We start from the raw sequence: 19798 nt of genomic DNA on the forward strand, positions 1-19798 counted from the left end.
CAGCAGCAGCACGCGGATCGGTGCCTGCTCCCGCACGACGAATCCGGTAGCAGCCACCGCGCGCAGGTACTCCGGCAGCGCCGCCTCGGCCACCGACAGCGGTCTCAGGTCCAGCACTGTCTCTTCGGCGGTCAGCACCTGCTGATGCGGCACCCCATCGGTATCGGGATAGCGGGTGCGCAGGGCCTCGTGCCGGTTCAGCACATCGGTCCAGGCCGACGCCAGTGCGGCGATGTCGAGGTCGCCGCTCAGCCGGATCGCGGTGGTGAGATTGTCGACCGCGGATTCACTGTCGAACTGGTTGCGGAACCACATGCGTTGCTGCGCGTAGGACAGGGGCAATACCGTGGGACGGGTCTGCGCGACCAGCGCCCGGCGCCGACGAGGTGCCGAATTCTCCAGGTGCCGAGCCAGACTCGCGACGTCGGGATGTTCGAACAGGGTACGGACCGCGACGTCGCGGTCGAGTGCCTCCGACAGCCGCGCCGCGATCCGGGTCGCCACCAGAGAATTGCCGCCCAGTGCGAAGAAGTCGTCGTCGAGGCCGACCTGCGCCACCTCGAGTACGCGTTCGAACACGGCCGCGACCGCACATTCCTCCGGGCGGGACGGCGCCCGGAACGGCCTGCCCTCCAGTACCGGGTCGGGCAGCGCGTTGCGATCGAGCTTGCCGGAGGAGGTCAGCGGTAACGCCGGCAGCCCGACATAGACGGCGGGCACCATATACGACGGCAGGTGCGCACGCAGCGCCTCTTCGGCCACTGCGCGCGGGTCCCCGGCGCACACCACATAGGCCACCAGCAGATCCCCGGTGTGATGCCGGTAGACGCGCACCGCGGCCGCCTCGATCCCGGCGATCGCGAGCAGCGCTGCCTCGATCTCACCGAGTTCGATACGCTGACCACGCAGTTTGACCTGGAAGTCGCTGCGTCCCAGATATTCCAGTGTCCCGGTCCGCAGCCGCCGCACCAGATCGCCGGTGCGGTACATGCGTGCTCCGGGCGCACCGGCCGGGTCGGCGACGAACCGGAGTGCGGTGGTGCCGGGACTGCCCTGATAGCCGCGCGCAAGCTGTGTTCCGGACAGGTACAGCTCGCCGACTACCAGATCGGGCACCGGGCACAACCGGTCGTCGAGCACCGCTGCGGTGCTGTCGGAAACGGGGATTCCGATCGGTACCGGACCGCGGTGCGGCGGACCGGCGGGGGCGTGAGTGGCGTGCACCGTGAATTCGGTCGGACCGTAGAGGTTGTGCACGGCTGCGGAACTCACCGCGGCGAAAGCGCGGACGGCTTCTCCGCTCAACGCCTCACCCGCTACCAGCACACAGCGCAGGCTGCCCAGGTCGCCGGGATCGGCGGCGCTCGCGAACACCGACAACAGCGACGGAACGAAGGAGGTCATGGTGACCTCGTGCCGAGCGATCGTCGCGGCCAGATACGCCGGATCGCGGTGGCCGTCGGGTGCGGCCACCACCACCCGCCCGCCGGTGTACAGCGGCGCGAACAGTTCCCAGACCGAGACGTCGAAGGTCGGCGGGGTCTTGAACAGCACCGTATCCCGCTCGTCGATCGCGTATTCGCGGGTGATCCAGCCGATCTGGGCATTCAGCGAGCCCCGCTGTACGGTCACGCCTTTCGGCACCCCGGTGGAGCCGGAGGTGAACAGGACATAGGCGACGTGGTCGGCCCGGACACCGCCGGCGCGCTCGGCGTCGGTGACCGGATCGCCACGATATCCGGCGATTTCGGGGCTGTCGATCGCGATCTCGGGCACACCGAGGTCCGGCGCCGATCCGGTGGTCAGCACGTACCGCGGTCGGGCGGTGTCGGCGATCCGGCGCAGCCGTCCCGCCGGCTGCTCGACGTCGATCGGCACATATGCGGCGCCTACGGCCAGGACCGCACCGGTGGCGACGATCAGATCGGCCGACCTACGGATCCCGAGCAGCACTGTGGTTTCCGGCCGCACCCCGACCGCGAGTAGATGCCGAGCCAACCGGTTGATCCGCGCCGACAGCTGGGCATAGGTATAGCTGTGTGCGCCGTCGACTACCGCGATCGCCCCGGGCCGACGGCGGACCTGGTGTTCGAAGGCGGTAACGACATCGGTGGCCGGTCCGTCGGCGGGGCGTCGGCCGGATTCGATCGCGCGGACCTGCTGCGCCCGATCCAGCAGCGCCAGCTGGCCGACCGCGAGATCGGGAGCAGCCACCGCCCGGTCGAGCAGTTGCTGCCACCATCCCGCGTAGGCGGCGATGGTTTCGGGGTCGAAAAGATCTGTGGCGTAGGTGAACTCCGCCGTGATCCCCGCCGGTGCCGGACCTTCCCCGGGACCGGCACCGGCGAAGCTTTCAGCGACCGTGAGTTGAAGGTCGAACTTGGTCGCTGCCGTGTACACCCTACTCGTCCGCGCGGACAATCCGGGTAACTCGACCGCGATGTCCCGGGTGTCGGCGACTCCGAGCATGACTTGGAACAACGGGTGCCGTGCTTGCGACCGGACCGGATTCAGTGCCTCCACCAGCTGTTCGAAGGGCAGATCGGCGTGCGCGAAGGCGCTGAGATCGGCTTCCCGAACCCGTTCCAGCAGTTGAACGAACGGCGCGTCGCGCTCTACTCGGGTGCGCAGCACCAGCGTGTTGACGAACATGCCGACGAGCGCGTCCACTTCGCGATGTCCGCGTCCGGCGACCGGCGTGCCGATGACGATGTCGTCGGTATTCGTCACCCGTGCCAGCACCGCGGCCCAGCCCGCGTGCAACACCATGAATGTCGAAGTGCCCTGGGCACGGGCGAATTCGGCGATCCGCGCATGCAACCGGGCCGGCAGTCGGAATTCGTGATTCGCACCCCGGCCACTGGCCACCGCCGGACGCGGCCGATCCGCGGGCAGGTCCAGTTGTGCCGGAATGCCCGCCAGCGCCTGCGACCAGTACCGGAGCTGTTCGGCGGCGAGCGAATCCGGATCGTCCGCCGAGCCGAGCCGGTCTCGCTGCCACAGCGCGTAATCGGCGTACTGCACCGGAAGTGGTTCGGGGAACGGTATGGAGCCGGCCCGACGTGCCGCATAGGCCGTGGCAACGTCACGCGCCAGCACCGGCAGGGACAGCCCGTCCGCGACAATGTGATGAAGCACGATCGCGAGCGCGACGTCGTCGTCGGCTATCTCGAGAATGCGCGCACGCAGCGGTATCTCGGTGGCGAGGTCGAAGCCGTGCTCGGCAAACGCGGCCGCCGTCTCGTCGAGATCGGCTACCGCGCAGTGTTGCACACCGAATGTTCCGGGCCCGATCTCCGCCGCGTTCAGGATGCGCTGTCCCGCCACACCGTCCGCATCAGCGGGGAAGACGGTGCGCAGTACCTCGTGCCGGGCGACGACATCGGCGAGCGCGTGACGCACGGCCGCGAGATCCACGGGCCCGCGCAGCCGGACCAGGAACGGCATGTTGTAGTCCGAACCGGCACCGGAGAACCGATTGAGGAACCAGATCCGCTGTTGCGCGGGCGATAACGGCAGCACCGCGGGACGCGGCGCCGCGACCGGCCCCACGTCCTCGCGCATATCGTCGGTGTCGAATGCCAGGTCGATCAGCGCCGCCAGCCGCTCGACCGTGGCCGCCTCGAACAACTCGCGCACTCCGATACCGCTCCCCAGCCGCGCATTGACCCGGGCGGCCACCTGCGTCGCGATCAAGGAATTGCCACCGAGGGCGAAGAAGTCGTCGTCGAGTCCGATCCGGTCTCGGTCCAGCACCTCGGCGAAGACCGCGGCCACGGTCCGCTCGGAGACCGAGCCGGGCGCCCGGTAGTGCACGACGACGCGTTCGGGCGCGGGTAGCGCTGCGCGGTCGAGTTTGCCGGATCCGTTGACCGGAAGGGATCCCAGCACCACATACGCCGCCGGCGCCATGTACCCGGGCAGCTCCCGGGCCACCGCTGCGCGTACCCGCGCGAGGTCGAGATCGGTGCCCACCAGATAGGCCACCAGTTGCGCACCGTTTCCGGTGTCGTCCCGCGCCGTGACCACGGCCTGGACGACGCCGGTAACGGCGGACAGCACGGCCTCGATCTCACCCGGTTCGATGCGCAAGCCGCGCACCTTGACCTGAAAATCGGTGCGGCCCAGGTATTCCAGTTCACCGTCGGCGGTCCACCGGACCTGGTCACCGGTGCGGTACATTCGTACGCCCCGATCGCGGCCCGCTCCGGCGCTGCCCGCGAACGGATCGGCGACGAACCGTTCCGCGGTCAGCTCCGGCCTCCCAACGTAGCCACGGGCGAGCTGAACCCCCGACAGATACAGCTCACCCGGGACACCGACGGGTACCGGCCGCAAGCGCGCGTCGAGCACGTACAGCCGGGTATTGAAGACCGGGGCACCGATCGGCACCCCGGAGGTATCGAGCGGCCCGACCCGGTGTGCGGTGACATCGACCGCGGCCTCGGTCGGGCCGTACAGGTTGTGCAGGCCGGCGCGGGGAAACGCGGCCAGCGCGCGTTGCGCGAGCGCCGCGGGCAGCTCCTCTCCGGAAGAGAAGATGCGACGCAGTGACCCCCGCTGCGCACCGGTGGGATCCGCACCGAGAAATGCTGCCAGCATCGACGGCACGAAATGCACCGTGGTGACGCCGTGGTCGGCGATCACGCCCCGCAGGTAGTCCGGATCTCGATGCCCGTCGGGTGCGGCGAGCACCAGGCTCGCGCCGATCTGCAACGGCCAGAAGAATTCCCACACCGACACGTCGAACGTGGCGGGGGTCTTCTGCAGCACCACGTCGGCGGCGGTGAGTCGATAGGCGCTCTGCATCCACACCAGGCGATTCACGATCGCGGCATGGCTCACCGCCACCCCTTTGGGCCTGCCGGTGGAGCCGGAGGTGAACAGGACGTAGGCCGGGTGCGCGGGCCGCAGCGCCGCGCGACGTTCGGCGTCGGTGACCGGATGTGCCGGTGTGCCCGACAAGTCCAGCGCATCGATCTCGACCCGCTTCGGCAGCTCCGTGCCGGGCTCGGCGGTCGTGGTCAGCACCCGGATCGGCGCGGCGGTGTCGAGCACGTAGCGGGTGCGCTCGCGCGGGTGATCGGGATCGAGTGGAACATACGCCGCCCCCGTCGCCAGCACCGCGTACATCGCGACCACCAGCTCGGGAGAGCGCCGGATATGCAGCGCCACTCTGGTTTCGGGGCCCGCGCCGCAGGAGACCAGGTAGCGCGCGAGCCGATTGACCCGGGCCGCCAGCTCGGCATAGGTGACCGGTTCCGGACCGCGCAAGGCGATCGCCTCGGGGGTGCGGCGCACCTGCCGCTCGAACAGCGTGACCAGCGTGGCGCCGGGTCCGGTGAGCGCTTCGACATCGGTATCGGTGGCATTCCAGATCCGCAGGCTCACTTCGCGTTCCAGATCGGTTGTCACCTCCACCGTCGACAGCGGCCGGCCCGGATCCAGCTCCACCAGGCGTTCCAGGAAACCGGCGAAACGAGCGTGGTGGCGGGCGATATCGTCGGCGCCGTACAGATTCGGATTGGCCTCGATATCGACGTGCACCCGATCGCTGTCGCCGTAGTAGACGTTGAGACTCATATCCTCGACCGGTCCGGTCGAGAGCACGTGATAGCGCCCGGTGGTGTCCCCGAGGGTGAGATCGCTGCGGAACAGCATGATGTTGGCGAGCGGGCCGAACAGCGCGCGACGTGTGGCGAGCCCCTCCAGACCGGCGTCCCGGCGGATGTCCTCGTGCCGGTACCGCTGATGACGCAACGCGCCCGCGACCTCGACCCGGGTCCGAGCCAGCAGTTCGGCCCAGGTGGACGCACCGACCTGCAATCGGAGCGGCACGATACTCGAGAGCATCCCGGCCGAACGCCGCATCGTCGCGGTCGTGCGGGCGGTGACCGGCAGGCTCAGCACCGCATCATCGCGTCCGGTCAAGCGGGCGAGATAGGCGGCGAAAGCGGCCAGCAGGACCACCGCCGCACTCGAATCATGCGCGGCGGCAAGGTCGTTCATTCGCGCGACGACCCGGTCGGGCAGGCTGCGACCGTAGACCAGATTGCCCGCGGCGCGCGACGCGCTCCGGCCGTTCAACGTTGTCGCGCCGTCGAGACCGCGGACCCGCTCGGCCCAGTGAGCACGGTCGGATTCGAATCGCGCGGTGTCGCGGTAGGCGATCTCCCCGTCGGTCAGCACCGGCAGCATGGCCGGCGCGACCACCGGCGCCGGCACGCCGCGCAGGTGGGCGGTGTACCGCTCGGCCACCCGCATGGTGTTGGTAAGTGCTCCGAACCCGTCGAGCACGATGTGATGGGCGCGCAGATACCAGAACCAGCGTCGTTCCCCGACGCGCAGGACCGCCCCGGCGAACAGGCGGTCCGAGAGCAGATCCACCGGTGCGGTGTAGTCGGCTCGCATCCACTCGTGGGCAGCGGCGACCGGATCGGCGGCCGCACGCAGATCGACCGGCACGATATCGACCGGCAGCGCCGGGTCCACACACTGATACGGTTCACCGTCGGTCTCGCCGAGCCGGACCACGGTCGAGCCGAACTCGCGGGCGGCGTCGACCGATACCTGCTGCAGGACTTCGACATCCAGATCGCCGTGCACGTCGACGTATTGGGCGATATTGATCGGCGTAGCGGGATCGAGCAGCTGGGCGTACCAGACACCGAGTTGTGCGGGCGTTAACGGAAACGACACCGGGGCCGATGCACCGTCTGCGCGGCGGGAATCACCCGAATCGGTGCCACCCAACTCCGAAACCTGCACCAGAGCCTCCTCGATCGACGAAATATCCTGCAACCGAACGTTTTCGAGCAGCACTGATCGAGCCCCGGACCCATCGGCAAGGACGGGTGCGGCGCACAGCCACGATGGTTCGGCGAATACACCTCACGCATGCCGCGAAGGTGTGAAAGTTCGAAATAGATTGCGTCTCAGTGATTCAGACCGGTCAGCCCGCTCGCCGGCCGTACTCGACATCCTCCAACATCTCGGACCGCGCGCCTCGCGGTCTCATCTCGCACTCCGCTCGGCAGCACCTGGTGTACCGAGCCATGCAGCGAACCCTAAGCGGAAGGTGATTAAAAAGGAACGAGTTCCGTCAAAAAAAGTCGGACAAGCGTCCAACTGGAAACAGTCTCCGACGCAAATGTGCCCGGCGTCACATCTTAACGATGATATGTGAGCCGTAACACAGTGCTAGCGGCAGCCTACGATCCGAAACGTTGCATCCGCGTTGCATCGGCCCCCATACGCCGGTCGAGCACCCGGATCTTTGCCTCGATCTGCGCATACAGCGCGGAATCGCGGTCCGCGGTGGCCCGGTAGGCCACCCATGCGGCCGCATCGTCACGCCCTTCGGCGCCGGAAGTCCATCGGCTCAGCACCGCCGCGTCGCCGGAGTGCAGCACTGCGGTCCGCAGCCGCACCCGCAATTCGTCCCGGATGTCCACGACGCCGGGCGCCGCCGACCGGGGCAGCACCGGCCCGGTGTAATGACGCACCCCGCTGTGCACATCACCGGTGTCCAGGGCCGCCCGCAACGCCTCCACATCCGTGGAGACCGGGACCCGCAACCGGTAGGGGCGCGAACCGAACACATCCGGCCCGACGACCGACCGCAGCCGTGACATGGCCGCGCGGATGGTCGCATTGTCCAGATCGGTATCGTCGAGCAGCAGCGCCAGATGGTCGGCCGACAGCCCCTCGGCATGCTCGGCCAGCAGCAGCAGAATCTCGGCATGCCGCTGCGACAAGGTGATTCGCTCACCATCGATGCTCAACTGAGGCTGCCCCAGCCCCAAAACCTCGAGCGTCAACCGCCCGGTGGGCCGGGCCGCCGCGGAGTTTCCGGCGGGAGTACGGCGATTCGCACCGCGCTGCTCCACCCGTACCGCCGAGAGCAACAGATCCATTTCCGCCGCGGTCGCCGCGGCCTTCACCAGTGCGAGGATCTCCGGGCGGGCCACCCGCACTCCACCGGCGATCATCAGCACACCCACCAGCCGGCCGTCCGGATCGTGGACCGGTGCCGCCGCGCCGGTGAGCTGATGCATACGGTGCAGGAAATGTTCGGGACCGTGAATCCAGGTGGCGCGGCCGGTACGCACCACCAGACCGACAGCATTGGTGCCGATCCGCCGTTCGGACAGGTCGTCCCCTTCACGCAGACCGACCTCGGCCGCCGCCTCGACCCGATCCGGGTTGCCGTGCACCGACAACACCCGTCCGAACTGATCGGCCACCACCACGATCAGCCCGATGCCGGCGGCATCCTGCAGCAGCAATTTGTCGACCAGCGGCATGACCCCGGCAATCGGATGATTGTCGCGGTAGCGCTGCAGGTCGGTGCCGCGCAAGCCGCGACCGTCCAGGACATCCATCGGATCCACGCCGCCGCGCAGGCTGCGCAACCAGGATTCCAACACCAGCGGTCGCAGCAATCCGGGCAGCTGATTGAGCTGACCCCCGCCGACACTGAGGTACCCGTGCGCCTGAGCGGCATAGGATTCCAGCGCGCCGAGTTGAGTCCCGGGCTCGGCCCTGTGCCCCGGGCCGCTATCGCCTGTGAGATTGCTGACCATTTGCCTTTCTTTCCCGTTCCACACTGTACCGGTGGGTCGGGAACAACACGGGTGAAGCTTCTGCTTTGTCCGGCAGGTCACACACCACCCGGTCGATGCCGAGGGACCGCCGGACGCAGCGCGGCGACATTGCACGCGCGCACCGCACCCCACCACAGACCCGTGCCGTACGCCAGGTCGTCGAGGCGCTTGCACAGCAGATAGCGCATCGGATCCAGTCCACCACTGTCTCGGTGCGTGAACCAATCGGCCAGCCCGTCGGCAACGGCCAGCGTCACCGCGACGCGACGGATCCGGCGGGAAGCGATCATCGCGAGCACGGTCACCGGCCAGTAGTGGCGGCACAGCGCCGAGACGATGCGCCACACTCCCGCCGAAAACCCCCGGGCCAGATGGATGGCGGCCACCCGAGTCGGGTTGTCCAATTCGGCGAAGACACGCCGCAACCGAAACAGGGCAGCGACGAGCGTCGCGATCCCGCCGAGAATCCCGGCGCGTGAGGCGGTGGCCAGCAGCGCGGTCGCGGCCAGCGTCCAGAACGGCACCGGCAGCGGCGCCACCATTCCGGCGTGCCGGTCGGCCAGCGGCGCCGCGGCTGCACCGTGAGAAACCTTGCGGGCGAACCATTTGCCCAGCGAGGCAGGGGAATCACAGGCGACGTGCGCGGCCGGCTCGTACCGCAACCGCCAGCCGGCCCGCTCCAGCCGCCAGCACAGATCGATATCGGCGGCCGATCGCATCTGCTCGTCGAACCCCCCCTCGGCCAGCAGGGCGCGCCGCCGCACCAGCAGGGCCGCACCGGGCGCGTAGGAGACCGCGCCGCGCGAGCTGACCGCCGTTTCGCGGCGACCGAAATCGAGCGACGAACGCGCACTCTCGTACCGGCCGAGTACACCGGCATCCGGCTCGCGCGCCACGATCCGCGGCGCGACCAGCGCTACCTCGGGATCGCTGAAATGACCGAGCATCACTTCCAGCCAGCCCGGACGCGGCACCACATCGGAGTCCAGAAACGCGACGAATTCCGTTGCCGCGGCATGCAATCCTGCATTCCGGGCGGCCACCACCCCTTGCCGAACATCGTGCCGCAGCACCGTCACCCGGCACCGGCCGCCGGTGCGCGGAATTCGGACCGGCCGGTCGGAACCGTCGTCCACGACGACCACGCTGTGCCCACGCAGCGTCGACAAGAGCCGCCGTAACCCGGCATCGTCGTTGTGATGCGGCACCACGACGGTGACCTCTTCCGGCGCCGGCAGCAGGCGCGGCCGCGGATTCGCAACCCCGGAGTCGAGCAGCCGTCTGGCAACCACAGCGGATGTGGGGTCGGTCACTTCGAGATACCCGTCACCGATCAGGGCGGCCGCTTCCGGCGCAAGTCTCAGCAACCTCGTCGGCGAGCCGCCGACCAAGAGCCGTCCACCGGAATAGGTGCGCACCCGAGGATCGATTCGCACCCCGAACCCGTTGGGTAGTCGATCATGGCGCATTCCAGGAATGTTATTCGCTTCGAGCTCGCCGGGCATCCCGTGTAGGAAAAAACGGGCCGAATTCGCCACGAAAGCAACGGCAACGCACCGATTCCGGCGCCGGGCGGTGTCAATGACCGTCGACACGATCCGGCTATTGTGCAGCAACATTCATTGCCGCACCGTCGAGATGCATGATGCACGACCACAGTTCACACCGGGCTACCCACGCGGCGGCCACCACGCCCAGCACCAGGCATGCAGCACCCCAGCACCGCGAACCCGCACTCTAGACTGCGAAAGGCAAGCACGTTGCACAGCGGATGGCGGAAGAACCGCCGGGCGCGCTGCGGCAAGTCTCGAGGTTGGCAATGGGAGTCGGACGGATGCAGACGAGTGGGGGCGGCAACACACTCTCGGAAGCCGAGATCGTCGAGGCCGCATTGCGCGTGGTGCGCGCCGACGGCGTGGAGAAACTGTCCATGCGCCGACTCTCCCGCGAACTCGGCGTCTCCCCGATGGCGCCCTACTACTACGTCGCGGACAAACGAGAGCTGCTCGACCTGGTGGCCAGCGCGGCACTGACCGGCGTGCGAACGCCACCGCCGGAATTCGGCACCTGGCAGCAGCGATTGCGTGAACTCATCGATCAGATCGACGAGAAGCTGCGCAAACACCCCGGTCTGGGTGACGTGCTGATCGAACAGACCCTGGGCAAGCAGCTCGACCTGATCGCCGCTGTGATGGAGATCCTGTCCGACGCCGGATTCGCCGACCGCAACGTACTCGCCGCGTATGCGACGATCCACACGTACCTGTTCGGCCGTGCGCGGGTCAATCCGCGCGACCGTTCCGCGCTGGTCGACATGCCGTTGCCCGACGCGGTCGAACGCGCCGTCAAACACATGGGCGACCTGCGCGGAAAGTACTCCTACGACTTCGGCATGGAGGTACTGATCGCCGGACTGGAAGCCCAGCTTGTCCGACAGCAGGACGGACACGTATCATAAATTAGAACACGTTCTAGTTTGACGTCGTTCAGTAGCAAATTTTCTAGTAGAACGTCCGGCCCGAGAGGACACCATGACCGTCGATCCCGCCGTCCCGCACAGCTCCCGTTCGGCCGTGCTGCGGGTCGCCGCTGTCGTCAACGAGACGGCCGACGCCTGCTCACTGGTCTTCGACGTGCCCGAGGACCTGCGCGAGCGCTTCACCTACCAGCCCGGCCAGTTCCTGACCCTGCGGATCCCCAGCGACCGCACCGGCTCGGTCGCCCGCTGCTATTCGCTGGCCAGCTCACCACATACCGACGACCGGCCCAAGGTGACCGTCAAACGCACCGTGGACGGCTATGCGTCGAACTGGGTATGTGACAACGTCAAGGCCGGCGATCAGATCGAGGTGCTGCCCCCGTCCGGGCTGTTCACCCCGAAGGACCTCGACGAGGACCTACTGCTGTTCGCCGCCGGCAGCGGCATCACCCCGGTGATGTCGATTCTGAAGTCGGCACTCGCGCGTGGCAACGGCCGCATCGTGCTGGTGTACGCCAACCGCGACAACGAATCGGTGATCTTCGCCGACGAACTGCGTGAGCTCACCGGCAAGAATCCGCAGCGCCTGGTCGTCGTGCACTGGCTGGAATCGCTGCAGGGTCTGCCGACCGTCGACGGTCTCGCCGCACTGTGCGCGCCCTACACCGGCTACCGGGCCTACATGTGCGGCCCGAAGCCCTTCATGGACGGCGTGCACGACGCGCTGGCTCAGCTCGACGTGCCGCGTACCCGAACCCATGCCGAGGTCTTCAACTCGCTGTCCGGTGATCCGTTCGCCGATACCGCCCCGGTCGAGGTGAGCGAGGAGGAGGCCGCCGACGCCGCCACCGTCGAGGTCGAACTCGACGGTGAAACCCACTCCATGCAGTGGCCGCGGCGGCAGACCCTGGTCGACATCATGCTCGCCAAGGGTCTGGACGTGCCGTACTCCTGCCAGGAGGGCGAGTGCGGTTCCTGCGCCTGCACGGTGCTGGAAGGCAAGGTGGAGATGGACAATTCGGAGATCCTCGACCCGGAGGACATCGAAGCCGGATATATCCTCGGCTGCCAGGCCCACCCGGTCACCGACAATCTGAAGATCCAGTTCTGAGCATGCGGCGGGCCGAGACCACTCGGCCCGCCGGTGTCACCTCCGTGCCCTAACGCCGAGCCCGGTAGTCCGCGCGCAGGCCGGGCGCCAAATGCTCGGTCGCATAGCTCAATGCGGTACGCCCCATATCCTGCGCATGCCGATCGAGGAACCCGGTCAGCAGGGCAAGGTCGATGCGCTTACCCACTTCGCGCAACATCCATCCACACGCTTTCTGGATCAGGTCCCGCCGGTCGTGCAGTAAGCGTTCGCACAGTTCGAAGGTTGTCGATGCGTCACCGGCCTTGATGAACGCGAATGTGGTGAGCACTGCGACGCGCCGCTCCCACAGCGAATCCGCCTGGGCCAGTTGGTAGAGCACTGCGCGCGGCCGATCCAGCAACCACGGCCCGAGGATGTTCTCGGCCGACACGTCTACCAGATCCCAGTTGTTCACCCGGCCGCGGCGTACCGCCGCGAGATACATCTCGACGATCCGCTGTTGTGCGACGACGTCGTAAGTGCGTTGTCTACCGGCTCGGGCCATCGCGTTGTTCGCGATCACCAGTGCGGTGAAGCGGTGTTCGTGCACCGGACTGTCCAGCAGTATCGCGATCTCGGCGACCGGCAGGTTCGGGAACTGTCGTGCGATCGCGCGGGCGCCCGGCACCGTCACCCCGACGAAGACGTCGCCTTCCCCGTACTCACCCGGACCTGTTTTGAAGAAGCGTCGCATCCCGAGCGCCCGATCCGGATCCCCCGCCGCATCCACCGCCGGCGCCACCTCGGCGGCACGCTGCCCGCCGGTCATCACTCGCCCCCGGCGGGGCCACTCGGTGCGGACATCACATCACCCATCCCGGCAGTATCGACCATCACGCCGACAAACCGATGCGCGGACCGCACTCGGCCTGCTCACACCGGCCGGCGGACCGTACTTCCGAGGAGGCGGCCCGTCGAAACCCCGGCGCCGACCCGAGGTAGCCGCATACATCGCCGGCGCGACCGTAGGCACCACCGTGGCGCCGGGCGATTCGCCACCGCGCGCGTCGACGGCTAGGCGGTGGAGCAGGTTGTGTCCGCGCCCAGGACCCGGCCCGACTCGTAAGCAGCGGCACCGGTGGGCAGTTCACCGGCACGGCCGCTGGTGTATACGGTGACCGCACCCGTGCCCGCAGTGGGACGCCCCAGCGCATCGATACGCCGGAGCGTCTGCCCCGCAACCGCTTCCGCACTGTCGAACAGACGTGTCCCGACAGGCAGGGCGGCAACGATCGAATCCAGTACCAGCGGATAGTGCGTGCAGCCGAGCACCACCGCTTCGGTACCGGCCGGCGTCTGCGCGGCCGCCCGCGCGATGGACTCTTCGACAGCGGCAAGATCACCACGGTCGATCGCGTCCGCCAGCCCGTGGCAGGCCACGCCGGTCACATCGGCCGTACCACCGAAACGCGCGATCAGATCAGCCTGATAGCGGCTCGCGGTGGTGGCGGCGGTGGCCCAGACGGCCACCGAACGGCATGCCGCCGCGGCCGGTTTGATCGCCGGAACCGTACCGATCACGGGCACCTGCGGCCCCACTGCGGCACGGACATGTTCCAGCGCCGTGACACTGGCGGTGTTGCACGGCAATACGACGGCCTCGGCCCCCAGGTCCAGCGATCGCCCGGCGGCTGCCAGCACACGCTCGATCACCCACTGTTCGGGCTTCGGCCCCCACGGTGCGCCTTCCGGGTCCAGTTGCAGCAGCAGATCGAGATCCGGGCGCAGCTTGCGCAGCCACGCGCCCGTAGGCAGCAGACCCAGTCCGGAATCGATGAGCGCAACGATCACGGAACCACTGTATTAGCGCCACCACCGCGCCCTGCGCCCGGATTGCGATATCGGCCACAGCGCCGCACCGGAGCTACCGGCCTTCAGGCATCCGGGGGCCTACCCCCGCCTCGCGATGCCTAGTCGACCGCCACGGTGCGCGCGTTGGCCACCAGTTCCGCCCGCATCTTCATCACCGGACCGGTACGACCGCCGCCGACCACCGCGGTGAGCCGTCCGTGATCGAAGTAGTGGGCGAGGAACTTGCGGCCGTCGTCCTCCACGACGCGCACCTCGTCGGCCCCGGCCGGAGTACCCAGGACCTGGATCTTCAGGCCGTACTGATCGCTCCAGACATACGGCACCCGGTCCGTCGCGGGCGGCTCGCCACCCAGCAGTGCGGTCACCAGCAACTTGGCCTGCTCACCCGCATTGGTCCAGTGCTCGACCCGCTTGTGCCGACCGGTGTCGTGCAGCCAGGCGGCGACATCGCCGACCGCCCACACCCCCGGCACGGACGTGCGCCCCACCTCGTCGGCCAGCACCCCGCCCCCGGCCTGCGGTTCGGCCAGGTCGATGCCCGAATCGGCGAGCCATTCGGTGACCGGCGCGGAGCCGACCCCGATGACCACCAGATCGGCACTCACGGTGCTGCCGTCGGCGAGGGTGGCACCGGTGACCGCGCCGTCGGTCACCTCCAGCGAGCTGAGTCCGACACCACAGCGCAGGTCCACCCCTTCTTCCCGGTGCATCCGGCCGACCAGGCGGCCGACCGCCTCGCCGAGCGCGGCGGCCAACGGAGTCGGCTGTGGTTCAACCAGCACCACGTCCACACCACGGGCGCGGAAGCTGGCGGCCAGCTCACATCCGATGAAACCGGCGCCGACGATCAGTGCGCGCCGGGCGGTAGTCAGCCCGTCGCGCAGCGCGGCGGCATCGTCGTGCCGGCGCAGCACGTGCACCCCGGCCGCCTCGGGTAGTCCGGGAATCCGCTTGGGCCGCAGCCCCGTTGCCACGATCAATTGGTCGTAGTCGAGGGTTGTCCCGTCGTCGAGCGAGAGCCGGCGCGCCGCGGTATCCACCGCCGTGGCCGCCACACCCAGCCGCAGCTCGATGTCTTTCTCGGTGAAGAATTCCGGCGGCCGCAGGGTGGTGTCATCGGTTTCCCCGCGGACGAACTGCTTGGACAGTGGCGGGCGGTCGTAGGGTGGGCGAGCCTCGTCACCGAGGAGGATCACACCACCCTCGTATCCGGCGCGGCGCAATTCTTCGGCGGTGCGCAGGCCGGACAGGCCCGCTCCCACGATCACGATGGGGGCATTCATCGCAGCTCTCCTCGTACGATCGGGACGGTCGTCGTCGCTGGCACTCGTTGCGCCATTCGAACCACCATATTCTAGAACACGTTCTAGTTTGCGGTGACGGCCACCATATCCGACGCTACCGAAGGATTTCCCCGGCACCGGCAGACCGAGCCGGGAGGCCCTCCCCAGTCGATGATTCGCTGCACCGACGACCGCCGCTCAGCGGCTCGCCAGCAGCCCGTCGATCAGCGCACGCACTCCTCGCTCGAAGGTGTCGACCGCGGTCAGTGCAACCCAGCGGTCCGCCACCGCGGCCAGTCGCGGCAGCCGGTCCGCATCGAGGTCGGCGAAAACCTGCTCCCGGAAGGTCGGACGCCCGTCGTCGCGGCGGCGCCCCGCAGCGGCGCGAACGATGATCTCCCCCGCGGTGTAGTACCAGATCGAGCGGTACATGTGGACGGCATCCTCGCTCCCCAGACCGGCGCCCCTCGCCGCATCCAGGATCGCTTCCGGGTACCACAGCGCCGCCGGTGAGAGCAGATCATCGGCCGTCAGCACCTCCGCCGCCCAGGGCACCGAGGCCAGAATGTCGTGCATTGCACAGGCCGCGGCGATCAGCCGATCCCGCGGGTCGCCCGGCAGTTCCGGCGGACCCGCAGCCGTTGCCACCTCGTCGAGCAGGAGCAGCAGCAAGGCGTCCTTGTCGGCAACGTGGTGATAGAGCGCCATCGGTGTCGCACCGAGCTCGGTCGCGAGCCGGCGCATGGTCAGCGCCTGCACACCGTGGTTCTCGATCAGCTCGCGGGCCGCGGCCACGATCTGCGCCCGCGAAAGCCGCGGCGGACGTCCGGTTCGAGTACCCACCCGCACATTTTGGCACGAAGCCTCGACACCGACAGCGGCGGCGCGCTACTTTCTATACATGTACAGAAAGTACACCGGCTGCACTCCCGCCGCGGTAGCAATGAAAGGAAACACCATGCCCACCATCGATCTGTTCGCTCGCGGTATTCGATTGCTACCCGGCGGCGAGGTGTTCGACGAACAACGCCGAATGACCGGCGACATGGACGGATGGACTCTGGCGGCATTCCAGGTCGCCACCGATGCCGACGTGCACGGCGACTACTGGGAAATGCACCCCGGTGGCGACGAACTGGTGACCGTACTGTCCGGCGGTATACGGCTGTTCCTGCGCGACGAACCGGTCACGCAACCGGTGCGGGTCGGGGCCGGCGAGGCGTTCATCGTGCCCCGGGGACGTTGGCACCGCATCGAATTGGACGAACCGAGCAGGCTGATGTCGCTGACACTGCGCCGCGGCACGGAACTGGAGAAACGGGAGGTGTGAGCGCACCTGCGGCAGCAGCGGAATCCGTCGTCCACCCGCGGACTCGCCACCCCGGGCCTCGAGCGATAAGAATGGTCGTATGACGGATTCCGCCAATGCCCGTTTCGGGGAACCCCATAACGCACGCGAGGGCCACCGACTGACCAGTCCCGACCAGGACTCGGAGCACCCGACGGACACTCCCGACCACTCGCCGGCCGACAACGGCGTCATCGGTTTGCATTGGCACGACAGTGAATCCGACAGTACTCGAGCTACCCCGGCTGTGCTACCGAGCCGAGAGCTTCCGCAACGCCGCGGCGAATCCCGAACGACCACGGCGGACACCTCCGGGAATACCTCCGACTCGGATCCGGGCGGCATTTTCGGCCCCGCACCGAGCGTGACGGCAACCGACCTCGCGTCCTACACACCCGACTACCTCACCGGCACTTCGGTTCCGGCCGGTACCACCGCTCCGCCCCCGCTCGGCGCACTGCCGATGCGCACACCGTCCACCGGCGGCTCGACCGCACCACCGGCATTGCCGTCTCGGGAACCCAAGCGGCCCAACATCTTCGATTCTCCCTACGATTCCGATTCGCAACGGTCGGAGTCCGGGCCGGGCCTGTTCGACGACGACGATTCGACGCCGACATCCAGCTTCGCGATCACACCCCCGGCAGTGAAGGCACCGGAAGACACCGAGTCCGAAACCGATCCGCAGGAAGATTCCGCGGATCCGGAGGCCACCGTGCGCCGGATCGCCGAGCAGCTCGGGATCTCCACCGGCCGCACCGAGCGCAGCCCCGACACCCCCTCGGCCGTGGAGCGGCAACCGAAGGGCAATTCGGACGACACCGTCGGTGCCACGGAAGATTCCGGTGCCGACGACTCCTCGGCCGGCAGCGCCGCATCGGCCGGAGTCACCGACGAGGCGCCCACCACGGCGGCCTCACCCAAGTTGCCGTTGCGGTCACCCACACCCGCCCACGAAGGCGGTCGTTCGGCCGAATTCGACGGATTCCGATCCACTGCCGGCACCACGCCGGAGGTATCGCCGGTCGCCGAGCCGGCTACGTCACCGGCCACACCTGCCCGTCGCCTCACTGCCACTCCCGGCTCCGAGCCCTCGGACACGGCAGCATCCTCGGACACTGCGGAGCACTCCGCGCCGTCGGCACATTCGGAAGCTGCGCAGGCTGTGACGGCTGGGGGTTCCACCGACGCGCTCGCAACAGCCGAGACCGCCGACACCGCGGAGACCACCACCGACACGTCCGACTCGAGCGCCACGGATACCGACGCCACCCCAGGCAGCGCGGAGACCTCCGGACGACGGTCCGGGTCCGCCTCGGCGGGGCAGTCGAGGCCGCGCCGGACCTTCGGCGCCGGTCTACCCACCCGAGCCGCTGCTACCCTGTCCGGCTCGACCTCCACTTCATCGGACGAACCCGACCACACCGAGAAGTCCGACCACCCCCAGAGGTCCGAGCACGACACCGATACCCTGCCCGCTCAACTGCCCGCTCGCGGCGAAACCCACGGACTGCCGCGGCGTGCCGCCACCGGGTCATCCGAGGGCCCCGACTTCTCGTCGCACTCGCTCCGCGCCGAGGCTCCCGACCGGCTGTCCACCGATGTACTGCGCCGGTCCGAGACCACCGAGGATGCCGCGCCACCCGCAGGCTCACCGTTCGGGACCCGTCGCTCCAGGCGGTCGGCAGCGCTCGGTCCCGAGCAGCCCACCGACACCACGGAATCGAATGCGGTCACGCCGATTGCCGAGCACGCGACCACCGATACGGCAGCGACCACCGAGGCGCCGGCCGGCGAGGCAGTCACTACCGATCAGGGCGCATCACCGGCGGCCGAGCCGCGCCGCAATCGTCGTGCCGCCGAGAACCACACCGGTGAAACGACCGAGGACATCGCATCGCGCGCCGGTTTGTCCCCCACCTCCCGCCGCGCCGCACGCCGCCGCGCCAAAGCCACCGACGACGACGCGCAGGTCCTCGACATCACCCTGGTGGCACAACTACTGCTGGCCAGCCACAACCTGGAGAACGTGGCGCGCACTGCCGAGAGCGGCGACGTCGACCTGGACGATTTCATCGCCGCCGCTCACCGGACCCGCTCCGCGACAGTCGAATTGGTCAGCTCGTGGTTCGGCGGCACCGACCGGATGCGCGATTTCGCCCAAGCTCTCCTCCTCGCCGCCGAAGATTAGACAGCACACCTCACCGCACTTCGACCACCATTTCACCCCCATCTACCAGCCGGACAATCGTGGGCAGGATCGGCAAGAATGCTTCGAGCAGAGCCTTCTTCGAACAGTTGCCGATTCTGATCCACACCACGGGTGGCGCGACATCCGTCTTGCATGCCCGGCCGATCAGGATGAAGTCCTCGTCCTTTGTGATCACCACCGCCCGCCGTCGCAGAGCTTCGTCCCATACGGCACGGTCACTCGCGGAGGTCAAGGCGATATCACAAACATGCACGGCCTCGTGCCCCTCAACGGTTATCGCACGTGCAAGCGCAGGCGGTAACTGTGCATCGACGAGGAACTTCACGAGGCGGTACGCAGGACCGGATGGTCCGCCTCGGATGCGGCATACGCCAGGCAGGCGCGGATATCGTCCCGCTCCAGATACGGATAATCCTCGAGGATCGTGTCTTCGTTCTCACCTGCCGCCAGTAGTTCGAGAATGTCCTTCACCCGAATGCGGAGGCCTCGAATGCAGGGCCTTCCCCCGAGTTGGTCCGGGTCGAACGTGATTCTCGACATGGAGTCAGCATACCGGCCGTTGGCATGCGAAAAAGGGCCGCTCCCCGAGGGGAACGGCCCTTTTCGTTGCAGTCACATATCGTGACGGCCGGGTCCTACCAGGTCACTTGATGACCTTGGTGACGCGGCCGGCACCGACGGTGCGGCCACCCTCGCGGATCGCGAAGCGCAGGCCCTCTTCCATGGCGACCGGCTGGATGAGCACAACGCTCATCTCGGTGTTGTCGCCCGGCATGACCATCTCGGTGCCCTCGGGGAGGGTCACGACGCCGGTCACGTCGGTGGTGCGGAAGTAGAACTGCGGGCGGTAGTTGTTGAAGAACGGGGTGTGGCGGCCGCCCTCGTCCTTCGACAGGATGTACGCCTGGCCCTCGAACTCGGTGTGC

Annotated in this window: 14 protein-coding genes (1 of these 14 running past the window's edge); 4 read left to right on the top strand and 10 right to left on the bottom strand. The window is 68.0% G+C overall.

What is annotated here, in order from left to right:
* The 3 genes from NV2_RS29215 to mftF all read right to left on the bottom strand — a co-directional run.
* Nucleotides 1–6768 carry the beginning of a non-ribosomal peptide synthase/polyketide synthase gene (locus NV2_RS29215; protein ID WP_245662825.1) on the bottom strand. It extends 10836 nt beyond the left edge of the window, so only the first 6768 of its 17604 coding nucleotides appear in the window; its start codon is at nt 6766–6768; its stop codon lies off the left edge, out of view.
* A gap of 443 nt (nt 6769–7211) precedes the next feature.
* The gene (locus NV2_RS29220) at nt 7212–8585 is read right to left on the bottom strand and encodes a GAF domain-containing protein (protein WP_067881722.1); all 1374 of its coding nucleotides are present in this window, start codon (nt 8583–8585) and stop codon (nt 7212–7214) included.
* Between the two features lie 77 nt (nt 8586–8662).
* Nucleotides 8663–10075: a mycofactocin biosynthesis glycosyltransferase MftF gene (mftF, locus tag NV2_RS29225; RefSeq protein ID WP_067881753.1), complete on the bottom strand. Its 1413-nt coding sequence runs from the start codon at nt 10073–10075 to the stop codon at nt 8663–8665.
* Between the two features lie 365 nt (nt 10076–10440).
* On the opposite strand from mftF, the gene mftR2 reads away from it, so the two are divergent.
* Both mftR2 and NV2_RS29235 read left to right on the top strand, forming a co-directional pair.
* Nucleotides 10441–11064, top strand: a complete 624-nt coding sequence (gene mftR2, locus NV2_RS29230) for a mycofactocin system transcriptional regulator MftR2 (protein ID WP_067881724.1) — start codon at nt 10441–10443, stop codon at nt 11062–11064.
* A 73-nt stretch (nt 11065–11137) separates the two neighbouring features.
* The gene (locus tag NV2_RS29235) at nt 11138–12196 is read left to right on the top strand and encodes a ferredoxin--NADP reductase (RefSeq protein WP_067881727.1); all 1059 of its coding nucleotides are present in this window, start codon (nt 11138–11140) and stop codon (nt 12194–12196) included.
* 49 nt (nt 12197–12245) lie between these two features.
* Here NV2_RS29235 and NV2_RS29240 read toward each other — a convergent pair whose 3' ends face one another.
* The 4 genes from NV2_RS29240 to NV2_RS29255 form a co-directional block, all read right to left on the bottom strand.
* Entirely contained in the window at nt 12246–12986 is a 741-nt protein-coding gene (locus NV2_RS29240) for a DNA alkylation repair protein (protein WP_067881729.1), read from the bottom strand.
* A gap of 245 nt (nt 12987–13231) precedes the next feature.
* Nucleotides 13232–14008, bottom strand: coding sequence for a glutamate racemase (locus NV2_RS29245; RefSeq protein WP_067881734.1), 777 nt, complete (start codon nt 14006–14008; stop codon nt 13232–13234).
* A 119-nt stretch (nt 14009–14127) separates the two neighbouring features.
* On the bottom strand, nt 14128–15312 hold the full coding sequence (locus tag NV2_RS29250; protein WP_067881736.1) for an NAD(P)/FAD-dependent oxidoreductase: 1185 nt from the start codon (nt 15310–15312) through the stop codon (nt 14128–14130).
* A gap of 198 nt (nt 15313–15510) precedes the next feature.
* A complete protein-coding gene (locus tag NV2_RS29255) occupies nt 15511–16155 on the bottom strand; it encodes a TetR/AcrR family transcriptional regulator (RefSeq protein ID WP_157103146.1) in 645 nt (214 codons plus the stop codon).
* A 115-nt stretch (nt 16156–16270) separates the two neighbouring features.
* On the opposite strand from NV2_RS29255, the gene NV2_RS29260 reads away from it, so the two are divergent.
* Both NV2_RS29260 and NV2_RS29265 read left to right on the top strand, forming a co-directional pair.
* Nucleotides 16271–16642: a cupin domain-containing protein gene (locus NV2_RS29260; RefSeq protein WP_067881741.1), complete on the top strand. Its 372-nt coding sequence runs from the start codon at nt 16271–16273 to the stop codon at nt 16640–16642.
* A gap of 79 nt (nt 16643–16721) precedes the next feature.
* Nucleotides 16722–18851 carry a hypothetical protein gene (locus tag NV2_RS29265; protein WP_067881744.1) on the top strand — a complete coding sequence of 710 codons (2130 nt, stop codon included), beginning with the start codon at nt 16722–16724 and terminating at the stop codon, nt 18849–18851.
* A gap of 10 nt (nt 18852–18861) precedes the next feature.
* Here NV2_RS29265 and NV2_RS29270 read toward each other — a convergent pair whose 3' ends face one another.
* From NV2_RS29270 to NV2_RS29280, 3 genes are all read right to left on the bottom strand, one after another.
* Nucleotides 18862–19197, bottom strand: a complete 336-nt coding sequence (locus tag NV2_RS29270; RefSeq protein WP_067881747.1) for a DUF5615 family PIN-like protein — start codon at nt 19195–19197, stop codon at nt 18862–18864.
* Nucleotides 19194–19412: a DUF433 domain-containing protein gene (locus tag NV2_RS29275; protein WP_067881750.1), complete on the bottom strand. Its 219-nt coding sequence runs from the start codon at nt 19410–19412 to the stop codon at nt 19194–19196. Before NV2_RS29275 ends, NV2_RS29270 begins: the two co-directional genes overlap by 4 nt.
* Nucleotides 19413–19515: 103 nt before the next feature.
* Nucleotides 19516–19798: EF-Tu C-terminal domain-related protein (locus tag NV2_RS29280; RefSeq protein WP_507763255.1), on the bottom strand; the 283-nt coding region annotated here is incomplete at its 5' end.

Origin of the sequence: Nocardia vermiculata NBRC 100427 (assembly GCF_001613265.1) — a bacterium.
Classification (GTDB): Bacteria; Actinomycetota; Actinomycetes; order Mycobacteriales; family Mycobacteriaceae; genus Nocardia; species Nocardia vermiculata.

Bases quoted from the DNA above. Each gene is read 5' to 3' on its own strand.
- mftF (WP_067881753.1), bottom strand. From the start codon at position 10,075: ATGCGCCATGATCGACTACCCAACGGGTTCGGGGTGCGAATCGATCCT.
- NV2_RS29235 (WP_067881727.1), top strand. From the start codon at position 11,138: ATGACCGTCGATCCCGCCGTCCCGCACAGCTCCCGTTCGGCCGTGCTG.
- mftR2 (WP_067881724.1), top strand. From the start codon at position 10,441: ATGCAGACGAGTGGGGGCGGCAACACACTCTCGGAAGCCGAGATCGTC.
- NV2_RS29250 (WP_067881736.1), bottom strand. From the start codon at position 15,312: ATGAATGCCCCCATCGTGATCGTGGGAGCGGGCCTGTCCGGCCTGCGC.
- NV2_RS29220 (WP_067881722.1), bottom strand. From the start codon at position 8,585: ATGGTCAGCAATCTCACAGGCGATAGCGGCCCGGGGCACAGGGCCGAG.
- NV2_RS29240 (WP_067881729.1), bottom strand. From the start codon at position 12,986: ATGACCGGCGGGCAGCGTGCCGCCGAGGTGGCGCCGGCGGTGGATGCG.
- NV2_RS29265 (WP_067881744.1), top strand. From the start codon at position 16,722: ATGACGGATTCCGCCAATGCCCGTTTCGGGGAACCCCATAACGCACGC.
- NV2_RS29275 (WP_067881750.1), bottom strand. From the start codon at position 19,412: ATGTCGAGAATCACGTTCGACCCGGACCAACTCGGGGGAAGGCCCTGC.
- NV2_RS29260 (WP_067881741.1), top strand. From the start codon at position 16,271: ATGCCCACCATCGATCTGTTCGCTCGCGGTATTCGATTGCTACCCGGC.